The organism is Burkholderia sp. Ac-20345 (assembly GCF_017104825.1).
Taxonomy (GTDB): Bacteria; Pseudomonadota; Gammaproteobacteria; order Burkholderiales; family Burkholderiaceae; genus Burkholderia; species Burkholderia lata_B.
In genome coordinates, this window is the sequence record NZ_JAAGPO010000099.1 from 13,816 (window position 1) to 36,290 (window position 22,475).

The following is a 22,475-nucleotide window of genomic DNA, read 5'->3' on the forward strand; positions in this document are numbered from 1 at the left end:
CGCCGACCCACGACGGAGTGTTCCCATGCAGACGAACGACGCCTGGCGCACGCGCGCCGGCCAGCTCGACATCGATTCCCGCGCATTCGTCGACGGCACGTTCCGCGATGCGCACGACGGCGCCACCTTCGCGTGCACGAGCCCGATCGACGGCCGCACGCTCGCGCAGGTCGCGCATTGCCGGCAGGCCGACGCCGACCTCGCGGTCGCGGCCGCGCGGCGCGCGTTCGAAAACGGTGCGTGGCGCGACGCGTCGCCGCGTGAACGCAAGCGCGTGCTGCTGCGCTGGGCCGCGCTGATCCGCGAGCACGCGGACGATCTCGCGCTGCTCGAAACGCTCGACACCGGCAAGCCGATCGGCGACACGACCACGATCGACATCCCGTCCACCGCGTACTGCGCCGAGTGGTTCGCCGAAGCGATCGACAAGACGGGCGGCGAAGTCGCGCCGGCCGACGCGCATCTCGTCGGGCTCGTCACGCGCGAGCCGATCGGCGTGGTCGCGGCGGTCGTGCCGTGGAATTTCCCCGCGATGATCGCGATGTGGAAGTGTGCGCCGGCGCTCGCGGCCGGCAACAGCGTCGTGCTGAAACCGTCGGAGAAATCGCCGCTCAGTGCGCTGCGGCTCGCCGCGCTGGCCGCGCAGGCCGGGCTGCCGGCCGGTGTGTTGAACGTGCTGCCGGGCTTCGGCGATGCGGGCGAAGCGCTCGCGCGGCATCCGGACGTCGACTGCATCGCGTTTACCGGCTCGACCGCGGTCGGCCACAAGGTCGCGCGCTGCGCGGCCGATTCGAACCTGAAGCGCGTGTGGCTCGAACTCGGCGGCAAGTCGCCGCAGATCGTGCTGCCCGACTGTCCGGACCTCGAACGCGCGGCGCGCACCGTCGCGCATGCGGTGTTCTACAACACCGGGCAGATGTGTACCGCAGGCTCCCGTTTGCTCGTCCATCGTGCGATCCGTGACGAACTCGTCGCTCGCGTGCTCGCGATCGCGCCCGAGTACGCGCCCGGCGATCCGCTGTCGCCCGCCACGCGCATGGGCAGCCTGATCGATGCCGCGCAGGTCGAGCGCGTGCTCGGCTACGTCGACGTGGGCCGCGATGAAGCGACGTTGCTCGCGGGCGGCAAGCGCGCGCGTACCGGGAGCGGCGGCCAGTACGTGGAACCGACCGTGTTCGACTGTCCGCGTGCCGACGCGCGGATCGTGCGCGAGGAGATTTTCGGGCCGGTGCTGGCGGTCACGGCGTTCGACGATCTCGACACGGCCATCGCGCACGCGAACGACACACGCTACGGGCTCGCGGCATCGGTGTGGACGGCCAACCTGACGACCGCGCACGAAACCGCGCGCCGGCTGCGGGCCGGCACGGTGTGGGTGAACAGCTACGAGGAAACCGACGACATGAACTTCCCGTTCGGCGGCTTCAAGGAATCGGGCAACGGGCGCGACAACTCGTTGCACGCGCTGGAGAAATATACGGAGTTGAAGTCGACGGTGATTCGTTTGCGGTGACGCGAAACGGGCGGCGCCTGCAGGACGAACCCGCTCCCGTTACCGCATGACCGCCAGGCGATCAGTTTTCACGCGGCTCGGCGAGCCAATCCTCGACCTGTAGCTCCGGGACTCGTGAAAACTCGCGCATGTTATGCGTGACAAGCACCAGACGCCGGGCGCGCGCCTGCCCTGCAATCAGCGCATCGTACGGGCCGATCGGGGTTCCTGCCGCAGTCAGCTGCGCACGAATCTCGCCGGCGTGCTGAGCATCTTCCGCATCGAACGACACCACCTCGAACTGAAGTGCCTCGACACGTGCCACGTTCGCTGCCGCTCTCTGGCTCTTGTATGCCCCGTAATAGAGCTCATGCGCGACGATCGCCGGCATGCCGAAATCTGCCGGTTGATACGTGCGCAGCCGGGCCAGCATGGCCGGCTCGCCCTTCATGATGGCGATCACGGCATTGGTATCCAGCAGAAATTTCATTCAAATACGTCCAGACCCGGGCGCTCCTGAGCGGCAGGCTCGGTCGTTGCTGCAGCCTCGAAATCGGCGTCGACCGGGCCGATCAGCGGCGTCAGCCATGCCCAGTCTTGCGGCACCGGTTCGAGAATGACGGATGACCCGTGGCGACGAATCCGTACCTCGGTCGTTTCGAAGCGGAAATCCTTCGGCAGACGGACAGCCTGCGATCCGCCATGCTTGAAAATCTTGGCAGTATCCATCCCCATTTCCCCATGTATCTACGAAATGTATCTATTTTAGCAACTGCGCGCCCCGATGACGAGTCATCCCATCGGCATATGGACAACAAGCAGCCGGGCGCCGTGGAGCACCCGATTCATTCCCGAAAGGAAACAATCAATCGCCATCCGGCGATTCACCTCCCCGCCCGCACGCTCTAGACTGTCGCATCGCTTCCTTCCCGGACCCACGCAATGACCGACGTCCTGCCGCTGACCACCGATCCCGAATCGGGCCTCCAGTACCAGCTCCGCCCGGCCGCCGGCCGCGCCGTTGCCCGCCTGTTGCTGCTGCATGGCGTCGGCGGCAACGAAACCAACCTGCTGAACCTGGCCAACCTCATCGATCCGCGCATCGAGATCGCGTTCCTGCGCGGCCCGCTCACCTTCGGGCCCAACCAATACGCCTGGTTTCCGGTGCGCTTCGGCCCGAACGGCCCCGAAATCGACGCGGCCCGCGCGGACGCAAGCCGCATCCAGCTGATCACGCTGCTGCGTGCATTCCACGCCCGCGATGGCGCGGGCGCCGCATTGCCGACCGTGATCGCCGGCTTCAGCCAGGGCGGCATCATGAGCGCGGGTGTCGGCCTCTCGTCGCCGCAGGATGTCGCCGCATTCGCGGTGCTGTGCGGGCGCATCCTGCCTGAAATCGATCCGCTGATCGCGCCGCGCGACGCACTTCGCCCGCTCCATGCACTAATCGTGCACGGCCGCTTCGACGACAAGCTGCCCGTCGCGTGGGCCGACACCGCCGACGCGAAGCTCACCGCGCTCGGCGTCGCGCACGATACGCGGCTGTACGCGGCCGGCCACGAACTGACCGCGGAGATGGCCGGCGATTTCAGCCGATGGGTCGGCGAACGCGCCGGATTGAACTAACTGTAACGGGGCACCGAGGCACCGGGGCGCCGGCCGCGAACGACCCGGCGCACCCGGCGTGTACCGTCTTCAGGCACCCCGAGCCGGATCGGCGACGGCACGTGTGCCCGCGGACGCCAGCGCATCCGCCGCCTGCTCTCGCGCGGCACCGCGCTTCGCCAGCTTCCAGCCGACCACCAGCGCGAGCACGACGAGCGGAATCGTCGCGATGGTCCATGTGCCGCCCGGATAGTCGAACGCCATCAGCACCAGCACGCCGACGAGGAAGGCCAGCGTGAGCCACGACGTGAACGGCGCACCGGGCATCCGGAACGACACGGCCTTCAGCTCGCCGCGATCGACCGCGCGACGGAACAGGATCTGGCACATGACGATGAAGCCCCACGTGGTGATGATCCCGAGCGACGCCATGTTCAGCACGATCTCGAACGCCTGGGCCGGCACGATGTAGTTCAGCGGCACGCCGATCGCATTGATCGCGACCGTGATCAGGATCCCGCCGTACGGCACGCCGCGTGCGTTCATCCGCGACACGAAGCGCGGCGCCGATCCGCCCATCGCGAGCGAGCGCAGCACACGCCCGGTCGAATAGAGGCCCGAGTTCAGGCTCGACAGCGCGGCGGTCAGCACCACGACGTTCATCACGGTGCCGACGTACGGCACGCCGAGCTTGCTGAAGAACGTCACGAACGGGCTTTCGTGCGCGCTGTACGCCGTCCACGGCAGCAGCATCGTCAACAATACGACCGAGCCGACGTAGAACAGCGCGATGCGCCACATCACGCTGTTGATGGCTTTCGGCAAGACCTTGCGCGCATCGGCGGTCTCGCCCGCCGCGACGCCGACGAGCTCGATGCTCGCGTACGCGAACACGACGCCCTGCACGATCAGCACGGCCGGCAGGATGCCGTGCGGGAAGATCCCGCCGTGATCCGCGACCAGGTGCAGCCCCGGCATCTGGCCCGCGACCGGATGGCCGCTCGCGAGAAACACGGCGCCGACCGCGAGGAACACCGCGAGCGTGCCCACCTTGACGAGCGAGAACCAGAACTCCATCTCGCCGAACACCTTCACGCCGATCATGTTCATCACCGACACGATCCCGAGCGCGCCGAGCGCGAACACCCACTGCGGCACGTCCGTGAACACGGCCCAGTACTTCATGTAGATCGCGACCGCGGTGATGTCGACGATGCCGGTGGTCGCCCAGTTCAGGTAGTACATCCAGCCCGCGACGAACGACGCGCGCTCGCCCATGAACTCCCGTGCGTACGACACGAAGCTGCCGCTGGTCGGCCGGTGCATCACCAGCTCGCCGAGCGCGCGCATGATCAGGAACGCGAACACGCCGCAGACGAGATACACGAGCGCGAGCGCCGGCCCCGCGTGCTGCAGGCGCCCGCCCGCGCCGAGAAAGAGGCCGGTGCCGATCGCGCCGCCCATCGCGATCATCTGCACGTGCCGCGGCTTCAACTGCTTCGCATAGCCGGCTTCGTGCGACGCGAACATCGCCTCGGGGTCGGCATGACGGGAATCCGCGCCGCCGGCCGGATCGGCCGGGCGCTCGCTGCTATGGTTCATCGTGAGTCTCCGTTGTTTCTTGATGTGTCGCGCCCCGCGCGGGGGGCGCTTCTGGATCTATCGCGCGCGGGCCACCGGCGGCATCTGCCGGTGCCGCGCCGCCGGCGTCAAAGCACGCGCGGACGGATCAGCGCTTCGGGCTGCAGCGCTTCCTCAACCTGCGCATCGGTCATCCACTCGCGCTCCAGCACGACCTCGCGGATCGACTTGCCGGTCGCGTGCGCTTCGGCCGCCACGGCCGTCGCGCGCTTGTAGCCGATGTACGGGTTCAGCGCGGTCGCAAGCGCGACCGAGCGCTCCATCGTTTCGCGCAGCCGCTCGGGATTCGCGGTGATCCCGCTCACGCAACGCTGCGCGAGCGTCGAGCACGCGGCCGTCAGATGGCTGAAGCTGCGGAACAGCGCGCTGGCGATCACCGGCTCGAACGCGTTGAGCTGAAGCTGCCCCGCCTCGGCGGCGAAGGTCACGGTCAGGTCGTTGCCGAACACTTCGAATGCAACCTGGTTGACGACTTCCGGGATCACCGGATTCACCTTGCCGGGCATGATCGACGAGCCGGCCTGCACCGGCGGCAGGTTGATCTCGCCGAACCCCGCGCGCGGGCCGCTCGACAGCAGCCGCAGGTCGTTGCAGATCTTCGACAGCTTCACGGCGATCCGCTTGAGCACGCCCGAGACCTGCACGAACGCGCCGCAATCCTGGGTCGCTTCGATCAGGTTCGGCGCGGTGCTCAAGTCGAGCCCGGTAATGCGCCGCAGTGCTGCGAGCGCCTTCTCCGCGTACTGCGGATGCGCGGTGATCCCCGTGCCGATCGCGGTCGCGCCGAGGTTGATCTCGCGAATCAACCAGCCGGCTTCCTGCAGGCGCGCGATGTCTTCCGTCAGCATCACCGCGTAGGTCGAGAACTCTTGGCCGAGCGTCATCGGCACCGCATCCTGCAACTGCGTGCGGCCGAGCTTCAGCAAGCCGGCGAACGCGTCGGCCCGCTCCGCGAACGCATCGCGCAGGCGCGCCATCGCTTCGAGCAGGTGCTCGACCGCGAAGCAGGTCGCGACCCGGATCGCGGTCGGATAGACGTCGTTGGTGCTCTGCGCGAGGTTCACGTGCTCGTTCGGGTGCAGGTATTCGTACTGCCCGCGCGCATGACCCATGATTTCGAGCGCGCGGTTGCAGATCACCTCGTTCGCGTTCATGTTGGTCGACGTGCCTGCGCCGCCCTGGATGATGTCGACGACGAACTGGTCGTGCAGGCGCCCTTCGCGGATCTCGACGCACGCGGCGGCGATCGCATCGCGGTACGGCTGCGGCAGCAGCCCGAGCTCGCAGTTCGCGTCGGCCGCGGCCTCCTTCACGGCGGCGAGCGCCATCACGAGGTATGGCAGCGACGCAATGGTCCGGCCCGAAATGTCGAAATTCTCCTTCGCGCGCAGCGTATGGACGCCGTAGTAGGCCTCGTTCGGAATACTTCGTTTACCTAAAAGATCCGCTTCGACGCGGAAGCCGTTTTCTGTCATCGTGCCCTCCTGAGTGTCTCGTGCCGCTCGTCGTTCGCCGCTTCCCGACGCGACGGGTTCGCATTCTATGCCTTTGCAAAAATAAGCTCGCTTCTGTATTATCGAAAGCGGTTTTGCGTGGGACGCAACAGCGAGAATCGAATGAAGAAGGGTGCGAGAGAAACCGGCATCGATCACATGGGCGCAATGCGTGCGTTCGTGAAAGTGGTCGAAACGGGGAGTTTTTCGGCGGTCGCGAAGGAGATGCACGTGTCGACGTCCACCGTCGCGCGCAAGGTCACGGCGATCGAGGAGGCACTTGGCGTCGCGCTGCTGCACCGCTCCACGCATAGCGTGACGCTCACCGAAGCCGGCCATATCTACCTGGAACGCGCGGTCACGCTGATCGCCGATCTCGACGACACATTGCGCGTCGTCGCCGAACTGAATGCGCAGCCGAGTGGCCCGCTCAAGCTCACCGCGCCGGTGGCCTTCGGCCGCCGCCATCTCGCGCCGCTGGTCGCACCGTTTCTCGCGCGCTACCCGACGATCCAGCTCGACGTGCGGCTCACCGACAACCACAACGACCTCGTGGCCGGCGGCTTCGATCTCGACATTCACGAAGGCGAGAACTACCTGGACAACCTCGTCGTCCACCGCCTGTCGCGCAACGACAGCATCCTGTGCGCGACGCCCGGCTATCTCGACCGCTGCGGTCGCCCGTCCACGCCGGACGACCTCAAGCAACACAACTGCCTGCGCTACATGCATCCGGAAGGCGATCCGCGCTGGGATCTCGTGAACGGCGACGCGCATCACAGCCTGCTGCCGGCCGGCAACCTCGTCACCGATCATTCGGAGCTGCTGCTCGAAGCAACCTGCGCGGGGCTCGGCATCGCCGAGTTCGAGATCTGGCTGGTGCGCGACCTGCTCGCGAGCGGCCGGCTCGAAGCCGTGCTGCCGCGCTACCGGCTGCAGAACCGGCTGACGGGCGAATACATCTACATCGCGTATCTGGCGAACCGGCGCAGCTCGGCGAAGCTGCGCGTGCTGAAGGACTTTCTCGCGGAACACCTCGCGCAGATCGGCGAGCTGTCGGAGCTGGAGCTGACGAAGATTCGCGGCTCGAGCGCGTAGCGCCCGCGCCCGCCTTCACGCTCGCGCCGGCCGGCAGGCAGGCACGAGCCGCTGCGCACGGCCCGGGTCACGGGCCGGCGGCGTCAACGCTTGCGCGCCGTTCAGCCCGGCTGCAATTCGAACGGGAACGTGGCGTGCCCGATCTCGACGCCCTGCGTGTTGAGCATCGGCGGCCGATGGAAGCCGGCCAGTTGCGCGCGCTGCGCGGCCGTGCCGATCTGCAGCCGCTCGAGGAGTTCGCTGACGACCATGTAGAGCACGTCGAGATTGCCGTCCTCGATCTTCACCGAAATGCCGAGCGCGCCATCGGCGCCCAGCTCCCGCGTGCGCGCCGACGCACGCACGCCGACTCCGTAGCACGCATCGGCGCCGAGCTTGCCGACCACCTGCCCGTCGAATGCGTTCATCAGCACCGTGCAATAGCGCCCTTCGCCGGCAACCAGCTCCGGGTAGGCGGTCATCGCACGATGAATGCGCGCCAGCGCGCGGACGCGATCGGTGATTGCGCCACCGCCCGCCTCCACCGTATCCGCACCGTCGGCCAGCGATGCGTAGAGACGCGCGAGCCGATCCAGCGAAAATGCCGGCGTCGGCAGGTTGCAGCCGTCGATCGCCCAGCCCACTTCGTCGTCGCGCAGCCCGCACGCATCGGCCACCACGTGCTTCACGCGCACCTGCATCGGATGCTCGGCCAGATGGTAATCGGCGATCGCGGCGCCGATCGCCCGCGCGCCGGCCAGCATCCCGACATGTTTGCCCGAACAGTTGCTGCACACGCCGGTCGGCGTGTAGTCGCGCTTGATCCACGCGCGGTACACCGCGTCGGACAACGGCGGATGGCCGCCGCAACGCAAGTCCGATTCGTGCGCGGCGACCTTGGCGAGCATCGCGCGCGTGCGCTCGATGTGCCGGTCTTCGCTGCTGTGCGACGCGCACATCAGCGCGATGTCCGCATCGTCGAAGCCGAAGCGTTCGGGCGCGCCCGTCTCGATCACCGACAGCGCCTGGGCCGGCTTGGCCGCCGAGCGCGCAAGCGTCATCCGGAACGGATCGCCGAACCGGGCCAGCAGCCGGCCGCGTGCATCGACCACCGCCACATGGGCGACGTGCGTGTTCTCGATCGCATCGCCTCGGTACGTGACGACTGCTGCGCGTTGGGTGTCCATCGTGTGTTGTCTCCATGCTCGGGGCCTGCTTGCCGGGGCCCGTCCAACCGGTACGGCAGTGTATCGAGTCGTCGCCGCCACGCGCCGGCCGGGCGATGGAAAGCCGTGTTGCACACCGCGCAAAGGCAATCCCGCCCCCACGAAAGCCTGACCGAATTAGTACAAAAACCATTCAATCGTTTACAGAATTGATACTAATCCGTACAATTGCGACCGCAAACGCGAATCATACGCATTTACATTGACGTTTTCCGATGCGCCGGGCTGCCCGGCCGCCATCGAGAAGACGCACCCGCTCACCGAACCTTCTGCTGCCTCTCGATATGCCCGCCCAGTTCAAGACGAGGCCTCGCGCCCTCGTGTCGGCGCTGACCTGCTCCGTTTTCCTGACGCCGCTGCTCGCTTCCGCCGAAACCGCTCCTGCTTCGGCTCCCGCCGCCGACCAGCCGGCCTCTTCCACCGACGTGCAGGCGACGCTGCCGACGATCAACGTCAAGTCGACCGCGCCGTCGGACATGCAGGTGAAGCGCTCGCCGTCGTACAAGTTCACCGCGCCGCTGCTCGACACGCCGCGCTCGGTCACGGTGATCCCCGAGCAACTGATCAAGGAAAAGAACGTCACGTCGTTCGCGGACGCGCTGCGCTCGGTACCTGGCATCACGTTCCTCGGCGGCGATGCGGCCGCGAACCCGTCGGCCGACCGCCCGGTGATCCGCGGCTTCGAATCGCGCAACTCGATCTTTGTCGACGGGATGCGCGACTCGGGGCTGCAGAACCGCGAAACGTTCGCGGTCGAGCAGATCAGCGTGATCAAGGGCCCCGATTCGGTCTACGCGGGCCGCGGCTCGGTGGGCGGCAGCATCGACATCGTCACGAAGACGCCGAAGAACGACAACTTCATCAACAGCAGCATCGGCTTCGGCACCGACGGCTACAAGCGCGCGACGGTCGACGCGAACCGCAAGATCAACGACACGACGGCCGTGCGCCTGAACGTGATGGGTCACGACGCGAACCAGGCGGGCCGCAACGACGTGTACAACAAGCGCTGGGGCGTCGCGCCGTCGATCGTGTTCGGGCTGAATACGCCGACCACGGTCACGGTCAGCTACTACCACATGAACTCGTACGACATGCCGGACTTCAGCGTGCCGTTCCGCGCGTCGGGCGGCACGCCGGTGCCGACCGATCGCGGACAGTTCTTCGGGCTGAACACGCGCGACTACCGCTACGGGCAGACCGACACCGCCGAAGTGCGCGTCGAGCACAAGATCAACGACGACTGGAAGCTGAAGAACACGACGATGTTCGGCCGCTCGACGCTCGATTACGTCGCGACGAACCCGCAGATCCTCGCGTCGAACCCGAACATGCTGAGCCTGCAGGCAAAGAGCGGCAAGTACGCGACGAACGGCATCGCGAACCAGACCGAAGTGACCGGCCGCGCGAGCCTGTTCGGCATGCAGCACACGATGACGGCCGGCGTCGAATTCAGCCTCGAGCAGAATCGTTACGAGGGTTACCTCGTGACCGACGCGAAGGGCAACAACATCCGCTCGGGCGGCCCGTGCTCGGTGCCGGGGAACTGCACGCCGCTCGCGGGCGGCTGGAACCCGAACATGCCGTGGACCGGCAACATCGTGCTGAACGGTGACAAGAGCTTCCCGGGCGCGACAACGAATACGCGCACGACCACCGCGTCGGCGTACATCTTCGATACCGTGAAGCTGTCCGAGCGCTGGCAGTTCAACACGGGGCTGCGCTTCGACCGCTACGACACGACCGGCAAGCAGGCCGGCGTCGCCGACCTGTCGAACACGTCGAACCTGTTCAGCTACCAGTTCGGCCTCGTGTTCAAGCCGGTGAGCAACGTGAGCCTGTATGCGTCGTACGGCACGTCGTCGAACCCGCCGGGCTCGAACGGCGGCCTCGGCGGCGGCACCGACCAGATCACCGCGACGAACCAGGATCTCGCGCCGGAGCGCTCGCGCAACATCGAGATCGGCGCGAAGTGGGACGTGCTGCAGGACCAGCTGTCGCTGACGTCGGCGCTGTTCCAGACCGAGAAGACCAACGCCCGCGTGAGCGACGGCCTCGGTCACACGGTCAACGCGGGCAAGCAGCGCGTGCGCGGCGTCGAATTCGGCTTCGCGGGCAACCTGAGCCCGAAGTGGCACGTGTTCGGCGGCTACTCGTACCTGAACGCGATCACGACCGACGCGGGCCCCGGCAGCCCGGGCGCATCGGGCCTGCCGATGGTGATGGTGCCGAAGCACAACTTCACGCTGTGGACGAGCTACGACGTGATGCCGAAGCTCACGCTCGGCGCCGGTGCGACGGTGATGAGCCAGACCTATGCGTCGGTATCCGCGACGACCAAGAAGTGGACGCCCGGCTACGCGCGCTTCGACGCGGCCGCGACGTGGCGCGTGAACAAGACGATGGACGTGCAGCTCAACGTGCAGAATCTGTTCGACAAGAAGTATTACTCGAGCGCGTATCCGATCTACGCGACGTGGGCGCCGGGCCGTTCGGCGATGGTCACGCTCAACTTCTATCAGTAACGCCGATGGCGGCGGGAGGGCTCAATATGCCCTTCCCCGCCGCGCTCACCACGGCAGCGAGTACGTCTTCACGTTCGTGAAGCTCTTCATCGCTTCCTGCACGCCTTCCTTGTACCCGAGCCCCGAATCCTTCACACCGCCGAACGGTGTCAGTTCGAGACGGTAGCCCGGCACTTCGCGCACGTTCACGCTGCCGACTTCCAGCTCGGTGATGAAGCGCGTGATGGTGTCGAAGCGGTTCGTGCAGACCGACGACGACAACGCATAGTCGGTGCTGTTCGACATCCGGATCGCCTCGTCGATGTCGCGGAAGCGCATGATCGGCGACACGGGGCCGAAGGTTTCGTATTTCACGAGCGGCATGTCGGGCGTCACGCGATCGATCACCGTCGGCGAATACAGCGCGCTGTTGCGGACGTTGCCGATCAAGAGCCGCGCACCACGCGCGATCGCGTCGTTCACCTGCTGCTCGCAGAACTTCGCGGCCGCCTCGTCGATCACCGTGCCCATGTCGACCGACGGATCGGACGGATTGCCGTACGACCACGCGCGCGTCTTCTCGATCACCAGTTCGGTGAAGCGATCGGCCACCGACTCGTGCACGAGCATCCGCTTGATCGCCGTGCAACGCTGTCCCGAGTTCTTGTACGAACCCGACACCGCAAGCGTGCTCGCTTCGTCGAGATCGGCATCTTCCATCACGATGATCGGATCGTTGCCGCCGAGTTCGAGCACCGCGCGCCGATAGCCCATCCGCGACGCGATCGACTTGCCGATCGATACACCGCCGGTGAACGTGATGAGATCGATCGCCGGGTTCGTGATCAGTTCGTCGGCAATTTCACTCGGGTCGCCGGTAATCACCTGCAGCATCTGCGGCGGCAGGCCGGCTTCGTACAGGATGTCCGCGAACAGGTAACACGACAGTGGCACCTTCTCCGACGGTTTCACGACCATCCGGTTATTGGTGGCCACCGACGGCACGATCTTGTGCGCGACCTGGTTCATCGGGTGGTTGAACGGCGTGATCGCCGAAATCACGCCGAGCAGCGGATCGCGCTGCGTGTACACGCGGCGCTGCTTGCCGTGCGGGGTCAGGTCGCACGAGAAGATCTGCCCGTCGTCCTGCAGCACTTCACCGGCGCCGAACATCAGCACGTCGGCCACGCGGCCCGCTTCGTATGTCGAATCCTTGAGGCACAGCCCGGACTCGGCCGTGATCAGCCCCGCGATCTCCGCCGTACGCGATCGCACGATATCGGCCGCGCGTCTCAGGATCGCCGCACGATCGTGGCGCGTGAGCACAGGCCGGTAAGCACGCGCGACCGCGAACGCGCGCCGCACGTCGTCCAGCGTCGCCTTCGGCACGGTGCCGACCAGCGAGCCGTCGTACGGGTTGCGCACGTCGATGACGGCGTCGCGCCACACGCGCTGCCCGTCGATGCGCAACGCTTCGTGCCGCACGTCGGATGCGGGAATCGGCTTCAGGACCGTGCTCATGTCGTCTCCGTCTTTGTGCAGCATGATCATGGTCACGCTTTCGGTTACCGCACCACCACCAGCCCTTCGTATTCGAGGCAGCGGCACAGCGTCGCCCATGCCGGCGTATCGGGCCATTCACGTGCGCGGGCGTCGATGCGGATCGGTCGCCCGAATTCGCGCGACACGCACGCCAGCAGCGTGTGCGCGATGCCGCTGCGCCGATACGCGGGTTCGACGTACAGCCGCGTGAGCGACGGCGATCGCACCGCACCACGACCGTCGTCGTCGATGCCGAGTTCTCCGATCGCCTCGTCGTCGCGATACGCAACTGCCGTCGCACGCACGTCGTCGAACTCGATGCGGATCACGCGCTCGCAGCGATCCCTGAACACGACCACCTGCATGGCATCCCTCTCCTTTGCATCACGCTGCAGGCGAACGTGATGCGCGCACGCCTCCCTGCGCCCGCGAACCGGGGACTTATCCGGATCGTCCAGGGGCGACGGTTTGAGTATCGTCTTGCCACGTCGGCGCGCAGTAGTGCCAGACGACACATTTCATTGAGTCCACATCCGCGGCGCAACGCGCGTATTCTCGCGACACCGCGCCCCTCGCGGGACGCGCGCGCACCACGCGCACCGCCTCGCGTTTCCCGTACCGATCACAGGAGGAAGCATGCCGAGTCGTACCCCGACCGCCTTATGGGCCCAGCAGTTCCGGCGGTCGTCGGCGTCGAGCCTGCAGGACCAGATCCGGCGGATGCTCGTGGCCGCGATCCTCGACGGCCAGCTCGCGCCCGATGCCGCGCTGCCGTCGAGCCGCGAGCTCGCCGACCAGCTCGGTGTCGCGCGCAACACCGTCGTGCTCGCGTACCAGATGCTCGTCGAAGAGGGCTACCTGATCTCGCGCGAACGCAGCGGGCACTTCGTGAACCCGAAGATGCTCGAGGGCCTGCCCGGCTTCGCGGCCGCCAAGCCCGCCGCGCAGCCCGGCGGCAGCGACGAAACGCCCGGCCGCCCCGCATGGGACAAGCGCATCGCGCATCCACCGTCGAGACAGCGCAACATCGTGAAGCCCGCGAACTGGCAGCACTACGAATTTCCGTTCATCTACGGGCAATTCGACCAGTCGCTGTTTCCGACCAACGACTGGCGCGAATGCTGCCTGAAGGCGCTGTCGGTGATGGAGATCCGCAACTGGGCGCCCGACCTGATCGAGCGCGACGACGAATCGCTGATCCAGCAGATCCGCACGCGCGTGCTGCCGCGGCGTGGCGTGTTCGCGATGCCCGACGAGATCGTCGTCACGAACGGCTGCCAGCAGGCGCTGTACCTGATCGCCGATCTGCTGTGCGGCAAGCACACGACGGTCGGCTTCGAGAACCCCGGCTATCCGGACGCACGCAACATCTTCGAGAACCGCAACGCGCGGCTGCTGCCGCTGCCCGTCGACGGCCACGGGATCGCACCCGACGCACTCGGCGACACGCTCTCGCGCTGCGACTACGTGTACGTGACCCCGAGCCACCAGTGCCCGACCACCGCGACGATGCCGGTCGAACGCCGCCGCGCGCTGCTCGATTGCGCGCAGCAGCATGACTTCGTGATCATCGAGGACGACTACGAGAGCGAGAACACGTTCTCCGGCACGCCGCATCCGGCACTGAAGAGCCTCGACACGGCCGACCGCGTGATCTACGTCGGCAGCCTGTCGAAGACGTTCGCGCCGGGGCTGCGGCTCGGCTACGTGGTCGGCCCGCGCGAGCTGATCCGCGAGCTGCGCGCACTGCGGCGGCTGATGGTGCGCCACCCGGTTGCGTACATCCAGCGCGCGTTCGCGACCTTTCTCGCGCTCGGCCATCACGACGCGTTGCTGCGCCGGCTCGCGCATGCGTACAGCGAGCGCTCGCAGGCGCTGATGGCCGCGCTCGACGCGCATTTGCCGGAAGCGCGCTACGTGCCGGTGACGGGCGGCGCGTCGTGCTGGGTCGAGGGCCCGCCGTGGCTCGATGCGACGCGCCTCGCAACCGATGCGCAGGAAGCCGGCATCCTGATCGAGCCGGGCAGCGTGTTCTTCATGAACGATGAAGGCGACGCGCGACGCTGCTTCCGGATGGGGTTCTCCGCGATCCCGCTCGAGCGGATCGAGCCGGGTGTGCGGGCGCTCGCACAATGCGTGCGCACTCAACGTCCCGGGCCCTGACCGGAGGCGAACAGGCGTCGTGCGCCGGCACTGCGCACTCACCCGGAAGCGCGAACATCGCGTGCGCGGCGGCCGGGAAACCCGTTTCGACGATCGGCCGGGTTCACCCTGCGGGGTGACTCACGGCCGCATGCGTGCAGACCGTCTTGCCGGGTATCGGTGAATGGCACGCGTGAACGCAGGATGCATCGATTCGACCGGCAGTTCATTGTCCGCTGCGTCATCGGATACCTCGCGCTTGCACACCGCTACAGTGCGACTTCAATACACAATCGTCGGGATTTTTTTCGTTTCGATTCGTTTAGTAAATCCAATAAAAACATTACAACTCTCCAAATCCGATTGACAACGGATTCGTCCAAATCCTAGTGTTACGACGCTGAAAGACGGCAACAAGCGACAACGAGCCGACGGTTCGATCGATTGGATTGCCAACGAAAAAAGTGCGTGGACAACCGGAGGGGGCGATCATGATTCGATTCACGACGCTCGCGGCAATCCTGGCCGCGGCGTACGCGTTGAGCGGGTGCGGAGGTGGCGACGGCAGCGACGGAGCGGCGGCGTCGGTATTGGCGGCACGCCCGTCGGACACCGTGGCCGATACGACCAATCTCGATGACAACCGCAACCTGTCGTTGACACAGTACGTCGATCCGCTGATCGGCACGCTCGCGAGCAATTCGCCGAACCCGGTACCGGCGGGGCAGGCCGGCAGCGTCGAACCGGCCGCCGGCCTGCCGTCGGGCATGGTGCAGTGGGCGCCCGACACCAACACCACGCCGGCGCCGAACAGCAGCCAGGAGCCGAACTCGCCCGCCGGCTACTACTACGACATCCACTCGATCCAGGGTTTCAGCATGACGCACATGCCGGGCGCCGGCTGCAGCGGCAACAACGGCGAATTCCCGGTCATGCCGACCACCGACCCGACGCAGCTCGCGCCGACCTTCAGTCATGCGAACGAAACGGCCAGGCCGGGCTACTATTCCGTGCTGCTCGACTCGCAGATCAAGGTGGAACTGACCGCCACCCTGCGCACCGGCTTCGGCCAGTTCGCGTACCCGGCCGGCAAGCCTGCCCTGCTGGTACTCGACGCGACCCGCACCAACACCAAGACCTCGACCACCGGCGCCATTACGCAGGTTTCCGACCGCGCGATCTCGGGCAGCACGGTCGGCGGCGGCTTCTGCGGCAACTCGGTGCCGGTACCCGTCTACTTCTACGCCGCCTTCGACCAGGCCTTCGCGTCGGCCTCGATTTCGCACGGCGTGGCCCAGCTTGGCTTCCGCTCGGGCCAGACGGTCAGGATGAAGATCGGCATCTCCTACGTCAGCGTCGCGAACGCGAAAGCCAACCTCGACGCGGAAAATCGCGGCTGGGATTTCGCGGGCGTACGAACGCAGGCCGACCGCATCTGGAATAACCGTCTCAACGGCATCCGCGTGGCGGGCGGCACGCTCGACGCGAAGAAAAAATTCTATACGGCGCTCTATCACGCGCTGTGGGCACCGAGCATCTTCAGCGACGTGAACGGCCAGTACATCGGCTTCGACAATACCGTGCATCAGGTCGCCAAGGGCCAGCTCGCGCAGTATTCGTCGTTCTCGGGCTGGGACATCTACCGCTCGCTGATCCAGCTGAAGTCGATCCTCAACCCGTCCGAAACCAGCGACATGATCCAGTCGCTGATCAACGACGCGGATCAGTGCGGCGCGATTCCGCACTGGGTCAACGACAATGTCGAGGACGGCGTGATGCCGGGCGACGCCGGTTCGCTGATCGTCTCGAATGCCTATGCGTTCGGCGCGCGGCGCTTCGATACGCGGTCCGCCCTGCAGCACATGGTGAAGATGGCGAACATCCCCGGCACGGCCTGCAACAACGTGACCACCAACGGCGGTCGCGCGAGCTACCTGCAGACCGGCTACATCACCGGCGGCGAGTGGGGGCAGGCTTCGTCCACGCTCGAATACACGGGCAGCGATTTCGCGATCTCGCGCTTCGCCGGCGCACTCGGCGATACCGTCACGCAGCGCATGCTGCTGAGCCGCTCGGCCTACTGGCAGAACCTGCTCAACGGCGCGCTGACGCCGCCGCTGATCGCGGCGCGCCAGTCGAACGGCGCGTGGATTCCCGAGACACCAAGCAGCGGCGACAACTATGTGGAAGGCAATGCCGAACAGTACACGTGGATGGTGCCGTACGACGGCGCCGGCCTGTTCGCCCAACTCGGCGGCAATGCGGCGGTGACGTCGCGGCTCGACCAGTTCTTCACGGTGCTCAATGCCGGCCTGAGCCTGCCCAACTTCTACATGGGCAACGAGCCGACCTTCGAGGTGCCCTGGCTCTACAACTGGGCCGGGCAGCCGTCGGGCACGCAGCGCGTGGTGCAGCAGATCCTGGGCAGCGCGTTCGGCACCGGCCCCGACGGCCTGCCGGGCAACGACGACCTCGGCGCCGTGTCGGGCTGGTATGTCTGGGGCGCGCTGGGCCTGTATCCGCAGATCCCCGGCGTGGCGGGCCTGGCGATCGGCAGCCCGCAGTTCCCGCAGATCGACGTACGGCTCGGCAACGGCCGCACGTGGCGGATTCGCGCCGAGGGCGCGCCCGCGTCCAGCTATGTGCAGTCGCTGTCGATCAACGGTCGCGCCCACGATGTACCGTGGGTCGCCTACGACGACATCGCGAACGGCGCGACGCTGCACTTCGCGATGGGCAGCGCGCCGTCGCAATGGGGCAGCCGGAAGCAGCCGCCTTCGTTCGGCGTACCGGTGGCGATCAACGCGGCCGACAGCTACAACAATCGCGGCTTCAGCGCGGACGGCGCGACCAATGCCGACGGTCAGGGCGCGGACTTCGACGGCAGCCTGTTCAGCTACTCGCTGAATGCGCTGGCAGCAGCGGGCGTGCAGCCCGGCAAGCCGTTCGCGGTGGCCGGCGCCAGCGTGGCGGTGGCGGGCGGGCCGCTGTCGCTCGACAATACCGTGACCGTCGGCCAGACCGTGATGCTGCCGCCGGGATCGGCCGGCACCGGCGTGGTGGTGCTCGGCTCGTCCAACAATGGCCCGAGCAGCGGCACGGCACAGCTGAATTTCGCGGACGGCTCGAGTCAGGCTGTCACGCTGGCCTTCGACGACTGGACCCTGAACGGCGGCAGCGCGCATGCCAGCGCGGCAATCGCCGTCACGATGGCTTACCGCAACTCGGGCAGCGGCCAGCAGGACAACGTCAAGACCTACATCTTCGCGCAGAAGATTCCCGTGCCGCCCGGCAAGGTGGTGACGAGCATCGTGCTGCCGCGCCAGGTGAGCGCCGGCAAGATGCACGTGTTCGGCATCGGCATGGCGGCGTCCTGACGCCGCCATGACCGACGGGGATACATCGGGCGTTCCGATGTATCCCCTCGCCGGCCGGCACCGCTTCCGCGCGGCCCCCGGAGCGAGAACACCTTCTCCGGCACGCCGCATCCGGCACTGGAGAGCCTTGATACGGCAGACCGTGTGATCTACGTCGGCAGCCTGTCGAAAACGTTCGCGCCGCGCGTGCGGACGTTTGGCTGTGCGCGGACTCGGAGTCCCGGGAAATGAACGAGGCCCGCCATCGTGCGGGCCTCGTGTCACGGGGTCATGTCACGTCAAGGCGTGTCACGCGCCGGGCGCGGATTCGTGCAACCGTGGTCCGGGTAATCCGGCTCCACACCGCCCCCCACGCGCCTTGGGCCTGGGTCGATCCCGGCACCGGGCAGGCGAACACGACGACCGTCCGGAATGGCTTCGTCATCGACGACATATCCCGCGATGCTCGCGGCATTGTCGATCGCCAGATCGGGATGTAACCGCCCCCATGCGGGAAGGAACCGTGTGATGTTGCACGGCTTGCCGGTTGCCGTCCTGGTATCGAGGACTCGGCTTGCTTCGTGGATGATCACGGACACCTGCGAATCGGCGTGCGCGGACCACGGGCGCATCGTGCAAAACCGCGTCCCGATGAACGGCATGTGCATTGCGGTGTCCGTGGCACACATGTGCGCGGCTCCCTGATCGGTTCCAGGCGGATCGCTGTTGCATGCCGTCGACGCACCGGCAGCGCTGCCGGTGCGAACAACGTTGTGCTCGTTGAACGAACGGACGACCTCCTGCACTTTCGTCAAGCCGGCCAGAAGCCGTGTGCGCGTCTGCTCGTCGTCGCGACCGAACCACTTGAGCACACGGCCCTTCTCGGACTGCGGCCAGCCTTTCAGGGAAGCAATACGCGCCGCCAGCAGGCCGATGGCCAACACCTGCGCCTTCGCGAACATGATGCGGAACGCCAGGTGAGTCATGTTTTCGCAGATCGGTCGCATGTCAACGTCCACCAGACCCGGTGATCCTTCGGTGGTGTTCGTCGTTGTTCCGGCATCGGTAGTTCGACTCCCCATCGCGTCGTTCCCCGCCCGAACGCTGCAGCGGTTGCGCGCCTTCCGTGCCCACATGTCCGGCGCATTCCGCTGCGGCGCTCACGCCTCCCGCAGCACGTTGCCTGATCGATCCTCGCGATGAGGTTGCCTGTTGCTCAAGGATCGCCGTGTCCGCTCGTCGCATCATGGTGGGTATCTCGGATGAAGTCGGGGTATGGGTTGTTTCGACGCAGCCTCGTGGATCAACCGTCGATCCACGGGCGCATCGTCGGTTGCAATGGTCGAACGCCTGTGTGATCGCGCCGGGTGGAAAGCGAGCAATGGCCGCTCGGCCGAACAGCACACTAACCAACGAAAGCGCTTGCGAATCAGAACATCCCCCGCGCCTCACCCCGCAAGGGCGAGCGTTTGATTTCGAATTTCTCCGACTGTGAAACGCCGACTTGCGATTTGTCGGGCGCCCCGCGTCATTCCAATCGAACCAATTGATACACGTCCCAAAAAACTGATTCGCCTGACAAGCAATCGTCCTGCGCCGTGGATGCGCATCGGCAATCGGAAAACCGTTATAGACCGTGACTGAGCACATCCCGCGCCGCCCACCCGCCACTCGTCCGGCGCTGGCCCAAGCGAAACCTCCCGACTGGCGCTACCGCCAAAAACGAGCGCTCACTAACGTGTCGATACCGCATGCGCGCCAGCGCCTTGCGCACCGCCCACCATTCGACAGGAGACACGTTATGGCAGACACGCTCACCGGCCCCGTCACGGCCGCCACGCTCGCGGCATTTTCCGACGCATTCAACCGTCACGACGCCAACGCGCTGATGGGCTTCATGACCGAGGACTGCGTATTCGACGCGGCCGGTGGCCCCGACATCCACGGCACGCGCTTCGTCGGCCGCGACGCGGTACGCGCCGCGTTCGAAGCCGTGTTCAAGACCTTCCCCGACGCGCACTGGGGTCGCGGCCGCCATTACGTCGCCGGCGAACGCGGCGTCTCCGAGTGGGTGTTCACGGGCACGCACGCCGAAGGCTGGCGCATCGAGGCCGAAGGCTGCGACCTGTTCGAATTCCGTGACGGGCTGATCGCCGTCAAGCGCGCTTTCCGCAAGGAACGGCCGAAGCAACCGGACTGAGTGCACCACCCGGGGCCACCCTGCCCCGCGCGCATTTTGAAACGAATCATTTCATTTCATTCCACATTCCCCGGCAGCGGGCGGAATGACTTGACCGGCCTTCCCCAGCAAATAGCATCTGGAACAAGACGTTCCGTTAATTAAACAATCGGAGACAACCCATGAGCGAACAATCCACTTCCCTGCGTGCATCGGCCAACGGTCCGCAGGACATGACGCCGTCCGAAGCCTTCGTCGAGACCCTCGCGGCCAACGGCGTGACCGACATGTTCGGCATCATGGGCTCCGCGTTCATGGATGCGATGGACATCTTCGCGCCGGCCGGCATCCGCCTGATCCCGGTGGTGCACGAACAGGGTGCCGGCCACATGGCCGACGGCTATGCGCGCGTGTCGGGCCGCCACGGCGTCGTGATCGGCCAGAACGGCCCCGGCATCAGCAACTGCGTGACGGCGATCGCGGCCGCGTACTGGGCGCACAGCCCGGTCGTGATCGTCACGCCGGAAGCCGGCACGATGGGTATCGGCCTCGGCGGCTTCCAGGAAGCGAACCAGCTGCCGATGTTCCAGGAATTCACGAAATACCAGGGCCACGTCACGCACCCGGCGCGGATGGCCGAATTCACCGCGCGCTGCTTCGACCGCGCGCAGGCCGAGATGGGCCCGACGCAACTGAACATTCCGCGCGACTACTTCTACGGCAAGGTCAAGGTCGAGATTCCGCAACCGCGCCGGCTCGATCGCGGCGCCGGCGGCGAACAGAGCCTGGACGACGCGGCCGCACTGATCGCGCAGGCGAAATTCCCGGTGATCATCTCGGGCGGCGGCGTCGTGATGGCCGACGCGATCGAGGAATGCAAGGCGCTCGCCGAACGGCTCGGCGCACCGGTCGTCAACAGCTACCTGCACAACGACTCGTTCCCGGCGAATCACCCGCTGTGGTGCGGCCCGCTCGGCTACCAGGGCTCGAAGGCCGCGATGAAGCTGCTGTCGCGCGCGGACGTCGTGATCGCGCTCGGCTCGCGCCTCGGGCCGTTCGGCACGCTGCCGCAGCACGGGATGGACTACTGGCCGAAGGACGCGAAGATCATCCAGATCGACGCGGACCACAAGATGCTCGGCCTCGTGAAGAAGATCTCGGTCGGCATCTGCGGCGACGCGAAGGCCGCGGCGATCGCGCTCACGCAACGCCTCGAAGGCCGCACGCTCGCGTGCGACGGCTCGCGCGGCGATCGCGCCGACCAGATCGCGACCGAGAAGGCCGCGTGGGAGAAGGAACTCGACGACTGGACGCACGAGCGCGACGCATACAGCCTCGACATGATCGACGAGCAGAAGCACGAGAAGCCGTTCAGCGGCGGCCAGTACCTGCATCCGCGCCAGGTGCTGCGCGAACTCGAGAAGGCGATGCCCGAGGACGTGATGGTGTCGACCGACATCGGCAACATCAACTCGGTCGCGAACAGCTACCTGCGCTTCAACAAGCCGCGCAGCTTCTTCGCGGCGATGAGCTGGGGCAACTGCGGCTATGCGTTCCCGACGATCATCGGCGCGAAGGTCGCGGCACCGCACCGCCCGGCCGTGTCGTATGCGGGCGACGGCGCGTGGGGCATGAGCCTGATGGAAACGATGACCTGCGTGCGCCACAACATCCCGGTCACGGCCGTCGTGTTCCACAACCGCCAGTGGGGCGCGGAGAAGAAAAACCAGGTCGACTTCTACAACCGCCGCTTCGTCGCCGGCGAACTCGACAACCAGAGCTTCGCGGCGATTGCGCGTGCGATGGGCGCCGAAGGGATCACGGTCGACCGCCTCGAAGATGTGGGCCCGGCGCTCAAGCGCGCGATCGACATGCAGATGAACGAAGGCAAGACGACGATCATCGAGATCATGTGCACGCGCGAACTCGGCGACCCGTTCCGTCGCGATGCGCTGTCGAAGCCGGTGCGCATGCTCGACAAGTACAAGGACTACGTGTAACGCCGCGTCGCTGACGCACCCCGTTGCCGGTCGCGCGCCCCTCTCGCGCGGTCGGCCCTCCGGCCGGACGCCGTGCCCCGTGCGGGCCGCCGCATCCGGCCGTTTTTATTCCTTACCCGAGCGAACGATGAAAGCCCTCGACCGCATTCTCGAATCCGCGCGCCGCCAGCCGATGCGCATCGCGCTGTGCGAAGCCGACGATCCGCGCGTGCTGCAGG

General features: G+C 66.4%; 16 protein-coding genes and 1 pseudogene. 9 read left to right on the forward strand and 8 right to left on the reverse strand.

Going from position 1 to position 22,475, the window contains the following annotated elements; genetic code table 11:
- The first annotated feature begins 25 nt into the window (after window positions 1-25).
- On the forward strand, window positions 26-1,513 hold the full coding sequence (locus G3O06_RS29060; RefSeq protein ID WP_205818298.1) for an aldehyde dehydrogenase: 1,488 nt from the start codon (window positions 26-28) through the stop codon (window positions 1,511-1,513).
- A 61-nt stretch (window positions 1,514-1,574) separates the two neighbouring features.
- Here the strand turns inward: G3O06_RS29060 and G3O06_RS29065 are convergent, their stop codons facing one another.
- Together G3O06_RS29065 and vapB are read right to left on the reverse strand one after the other, a co-directional pair.
- Window positions 1,575-1,982: a type II toxin-antitoxin system VapC family toxin gene (locus G3O06_RS29065; protein WP_205818299.1), complete on the reverse strand. Its 408-nt coding sequence runs from the start codon at window positions 1,980-1,982 to the stop codon at window positions 1,575-1,577.
- Window positions 1,979-2,221, reverse strand: coding sequence for a type II toxin-antitoxin system VapB family antitoxin (vapB, locus tag G3O06_RS29070; protein ID WP_043179333.1), 243 nt, complete (start codon window positions 2,219-2,221; stop codon window positions 1,979-1,981). The genes G3O06_RS29065 and vapB overlap by 4 nt, the downstream gene beginning before the upstream one ends.
- Before the next feature lie 213 nt (window positions 2,222-2,434).
- On the opposite strand from vapB, the gene G3O06_RS29075 reads away from it, so the two are divergent.
- Window positions 2,435-3,118 (forward strand): phospholipase, encoded by a 684-nt coding sequence (locus G3O06_RS29075; RefSeq protein WP_205818300.1) that lies wholly within the window; start codon window positions 2,435-2,437, stop codon window positions 3,116-3,118.
- A 69-nt stretch (window positions 3,119-3,187) separates the two neighbouring features.
- On the opposite strand, the gene G3O06_RS29080 is transcribed toward G3O06_RS29075, so the two are convergent.
- A complete protein-coding gene (locus G3O06_RS29080) occupies window positions 3,188-4,699 on the reverse strand; it encodes an amino acid permease (RefSeq protein ID WP_205818301.1) in 1,512 nt (503 codons plus the stop codon).
- 107 nt (window positions 4,700-4,806) lie between these two features.
- Entirely contained in the window at window positions 4,807-6,213 is a 1,407-nt protein-coding gene (locus G3O06_RS29085) for an aspartate ammonia-lyase (protein WP_205818302.1), read from the reverse strand.
- A gap of 141 nt (window positions 6,214-6,354) precedes the next feature.
- Between G3O06_RS29085 and G3O06_RS29090 the strand changes: the two genes are divergently transcribed.
- Window positions 6,355-7,329 carry a LysR family transcriptional regulator gene (locus tag G3O06_RS29090; protein ID WP_205818303.1) on the forward strand — a complete coding sequence of 325 codons (975 nt, stop codon included), beginning with the start codon at window positions 6,355-6,357 and terminating at the stop codon, window positions 7,327-7,329.
- Window positions 7,330-7,430: 101 nt separating this feature from the next.
- Here the strand turns inward: G3O06_RS29090 and G3O06_RS29095 are convergent, their stop codons facing one another.
- Window positions 7,431-8,495 carry an asparaginase gene (locus tag G3O06_RS29095; RefSeq protein ID WP_205818304.1) on the reverse strand — a complete coding sequence of 355 codons (1,065 nt, stop codon included), beginning with the start codon at window positions 8,493-8,495 and terminating at the stop codon, window positions 7,431-7,433.
- Window positions 8,496-8,818: 323 nt separating this feature from the next.
- Between G3O06_RS29095 and G3O06_RS29100 the strand changes: the two genes are divergently transcribed.
- Complete coding sequence (locus tag G3O06_RS29100; protein ID WP_205818305.1) at window positions 8,819-11,059, forward strand: TonB-dependent receptor; 2,241 nt, start codon at window positions 8,819-8,821, stop codon at window positions 11,057-11,059.
- Between the two features lie 45 nt (window positions 11,060-11,104).
- Here the strand turns inward: G3O06_RS29100 and phnY are convergent, their stop codons facing one another.
- The gene (gene phnY / locus G3O06_RS29105) at window positions 11,105-12,559 is read right to left on the reverse strand and encodes a phosphonoacetaldehyde dehydrogenase (protein ID WP_205818306.1); all 1,455 of its coding nucleotides are present in this window, start codon (window positions 12,557-12,559) and stop codon (window positions 11,105-11,107) included.
- A gap of 44 nt (window positions 12,560-12,603) precedes the next feature.
- A complete protein-coding gene (locus G3O06_RS29110; RefSeq protein ID WP_205818307.1) occupies window positions 12,604-12,945 on the reverse strand; it encodes a GNAT family N-acetyltransferase in 342 nt (113 codons plus the stop codon).
- A gap of 271 nt (window positions 12,946-13,216) precedes the next feature.
- Between G3O06_RS29110 and G3O06_RS29115 the strand changes: the two genes are divergently transcribed.
- Complete coding sequence (locus G3O06_RS29115) at window positions 13,217-14,743, forward strand: PLP-dependent aminotransferase family protein (RefSeq protein WP_205818308.1); 1,527 nt, start codon at window positions 13,217-13,219, stop codon at window positions 14,741-14,743.
- A gap of 470 nt (window positions 14,744-15,213) precedes the next feature.
- Entirely contained in the window at window positions 15,214-18,099 is a 2,886-nt protein-coding gene (locus tag G3O06_RS29120) for a GH92 family glycosyl hydrolase (protein ID WP_241020299.1), read from the forward strand.
- Between the two features lie 278 nt (window positions 18,100-18,377).
- Here G3O06_RS29120 and G3O06_RS29125 read toward each other — a convergent pair whose 3' ends face one another.
- Complete coding sequence (locus G3O06_RS29125; RefSeq protein WP_241020300.1) at window positions 18,378-19,085, reverse strand: hypothetical protein; 708 nt, start codon at window positions 19,083-19,085, stop codon at window positions 18,378-18,380.
- Between the two features lie 794 nt (window positions 19,086-19,879).
- Between G3O06_RS29125 and G3O06_RS29130 the strand changes: the two genes are divergently transcribed.
- From G3O06_RS29130 to G3O06_RS49275, 3 genes and pseudogenes are all read left to right on the forward strand, one after another.
- Window positions 19,880-20,278: a nuclear transport factor 2 family protein gene (locus tag G3O06_RS29130; protein ID WP_205818309.1), complete on the forward strand. Its 399-nt coding sequence runs from the start codon at window positions 19,880-19,882 to the stop codon at window positions 20,276-20,278.
- Window positions 20,279-20,439: 161 nt separating this feature from the next.
- Window positions 20,440-22,257, forward strand: a complete 1,818-nt coding sequence (gene xsc / locus G3O06_RS29135) for a sulfoacetaldehyde acetyltransferase (RefSeq protein ID WP_124577446.1) — start codon at window positions 20,440-20,442, stop codon at window positions 22,255-22,257.
- Between the two features lie 79 nt (window positions 22,258-22,336).
- A pseudogene (locus G3O06_RS49275) lies at window positions 22,337-22,475 on the forward strand (phosphate acetyltransferase); the annotation flags it as partial.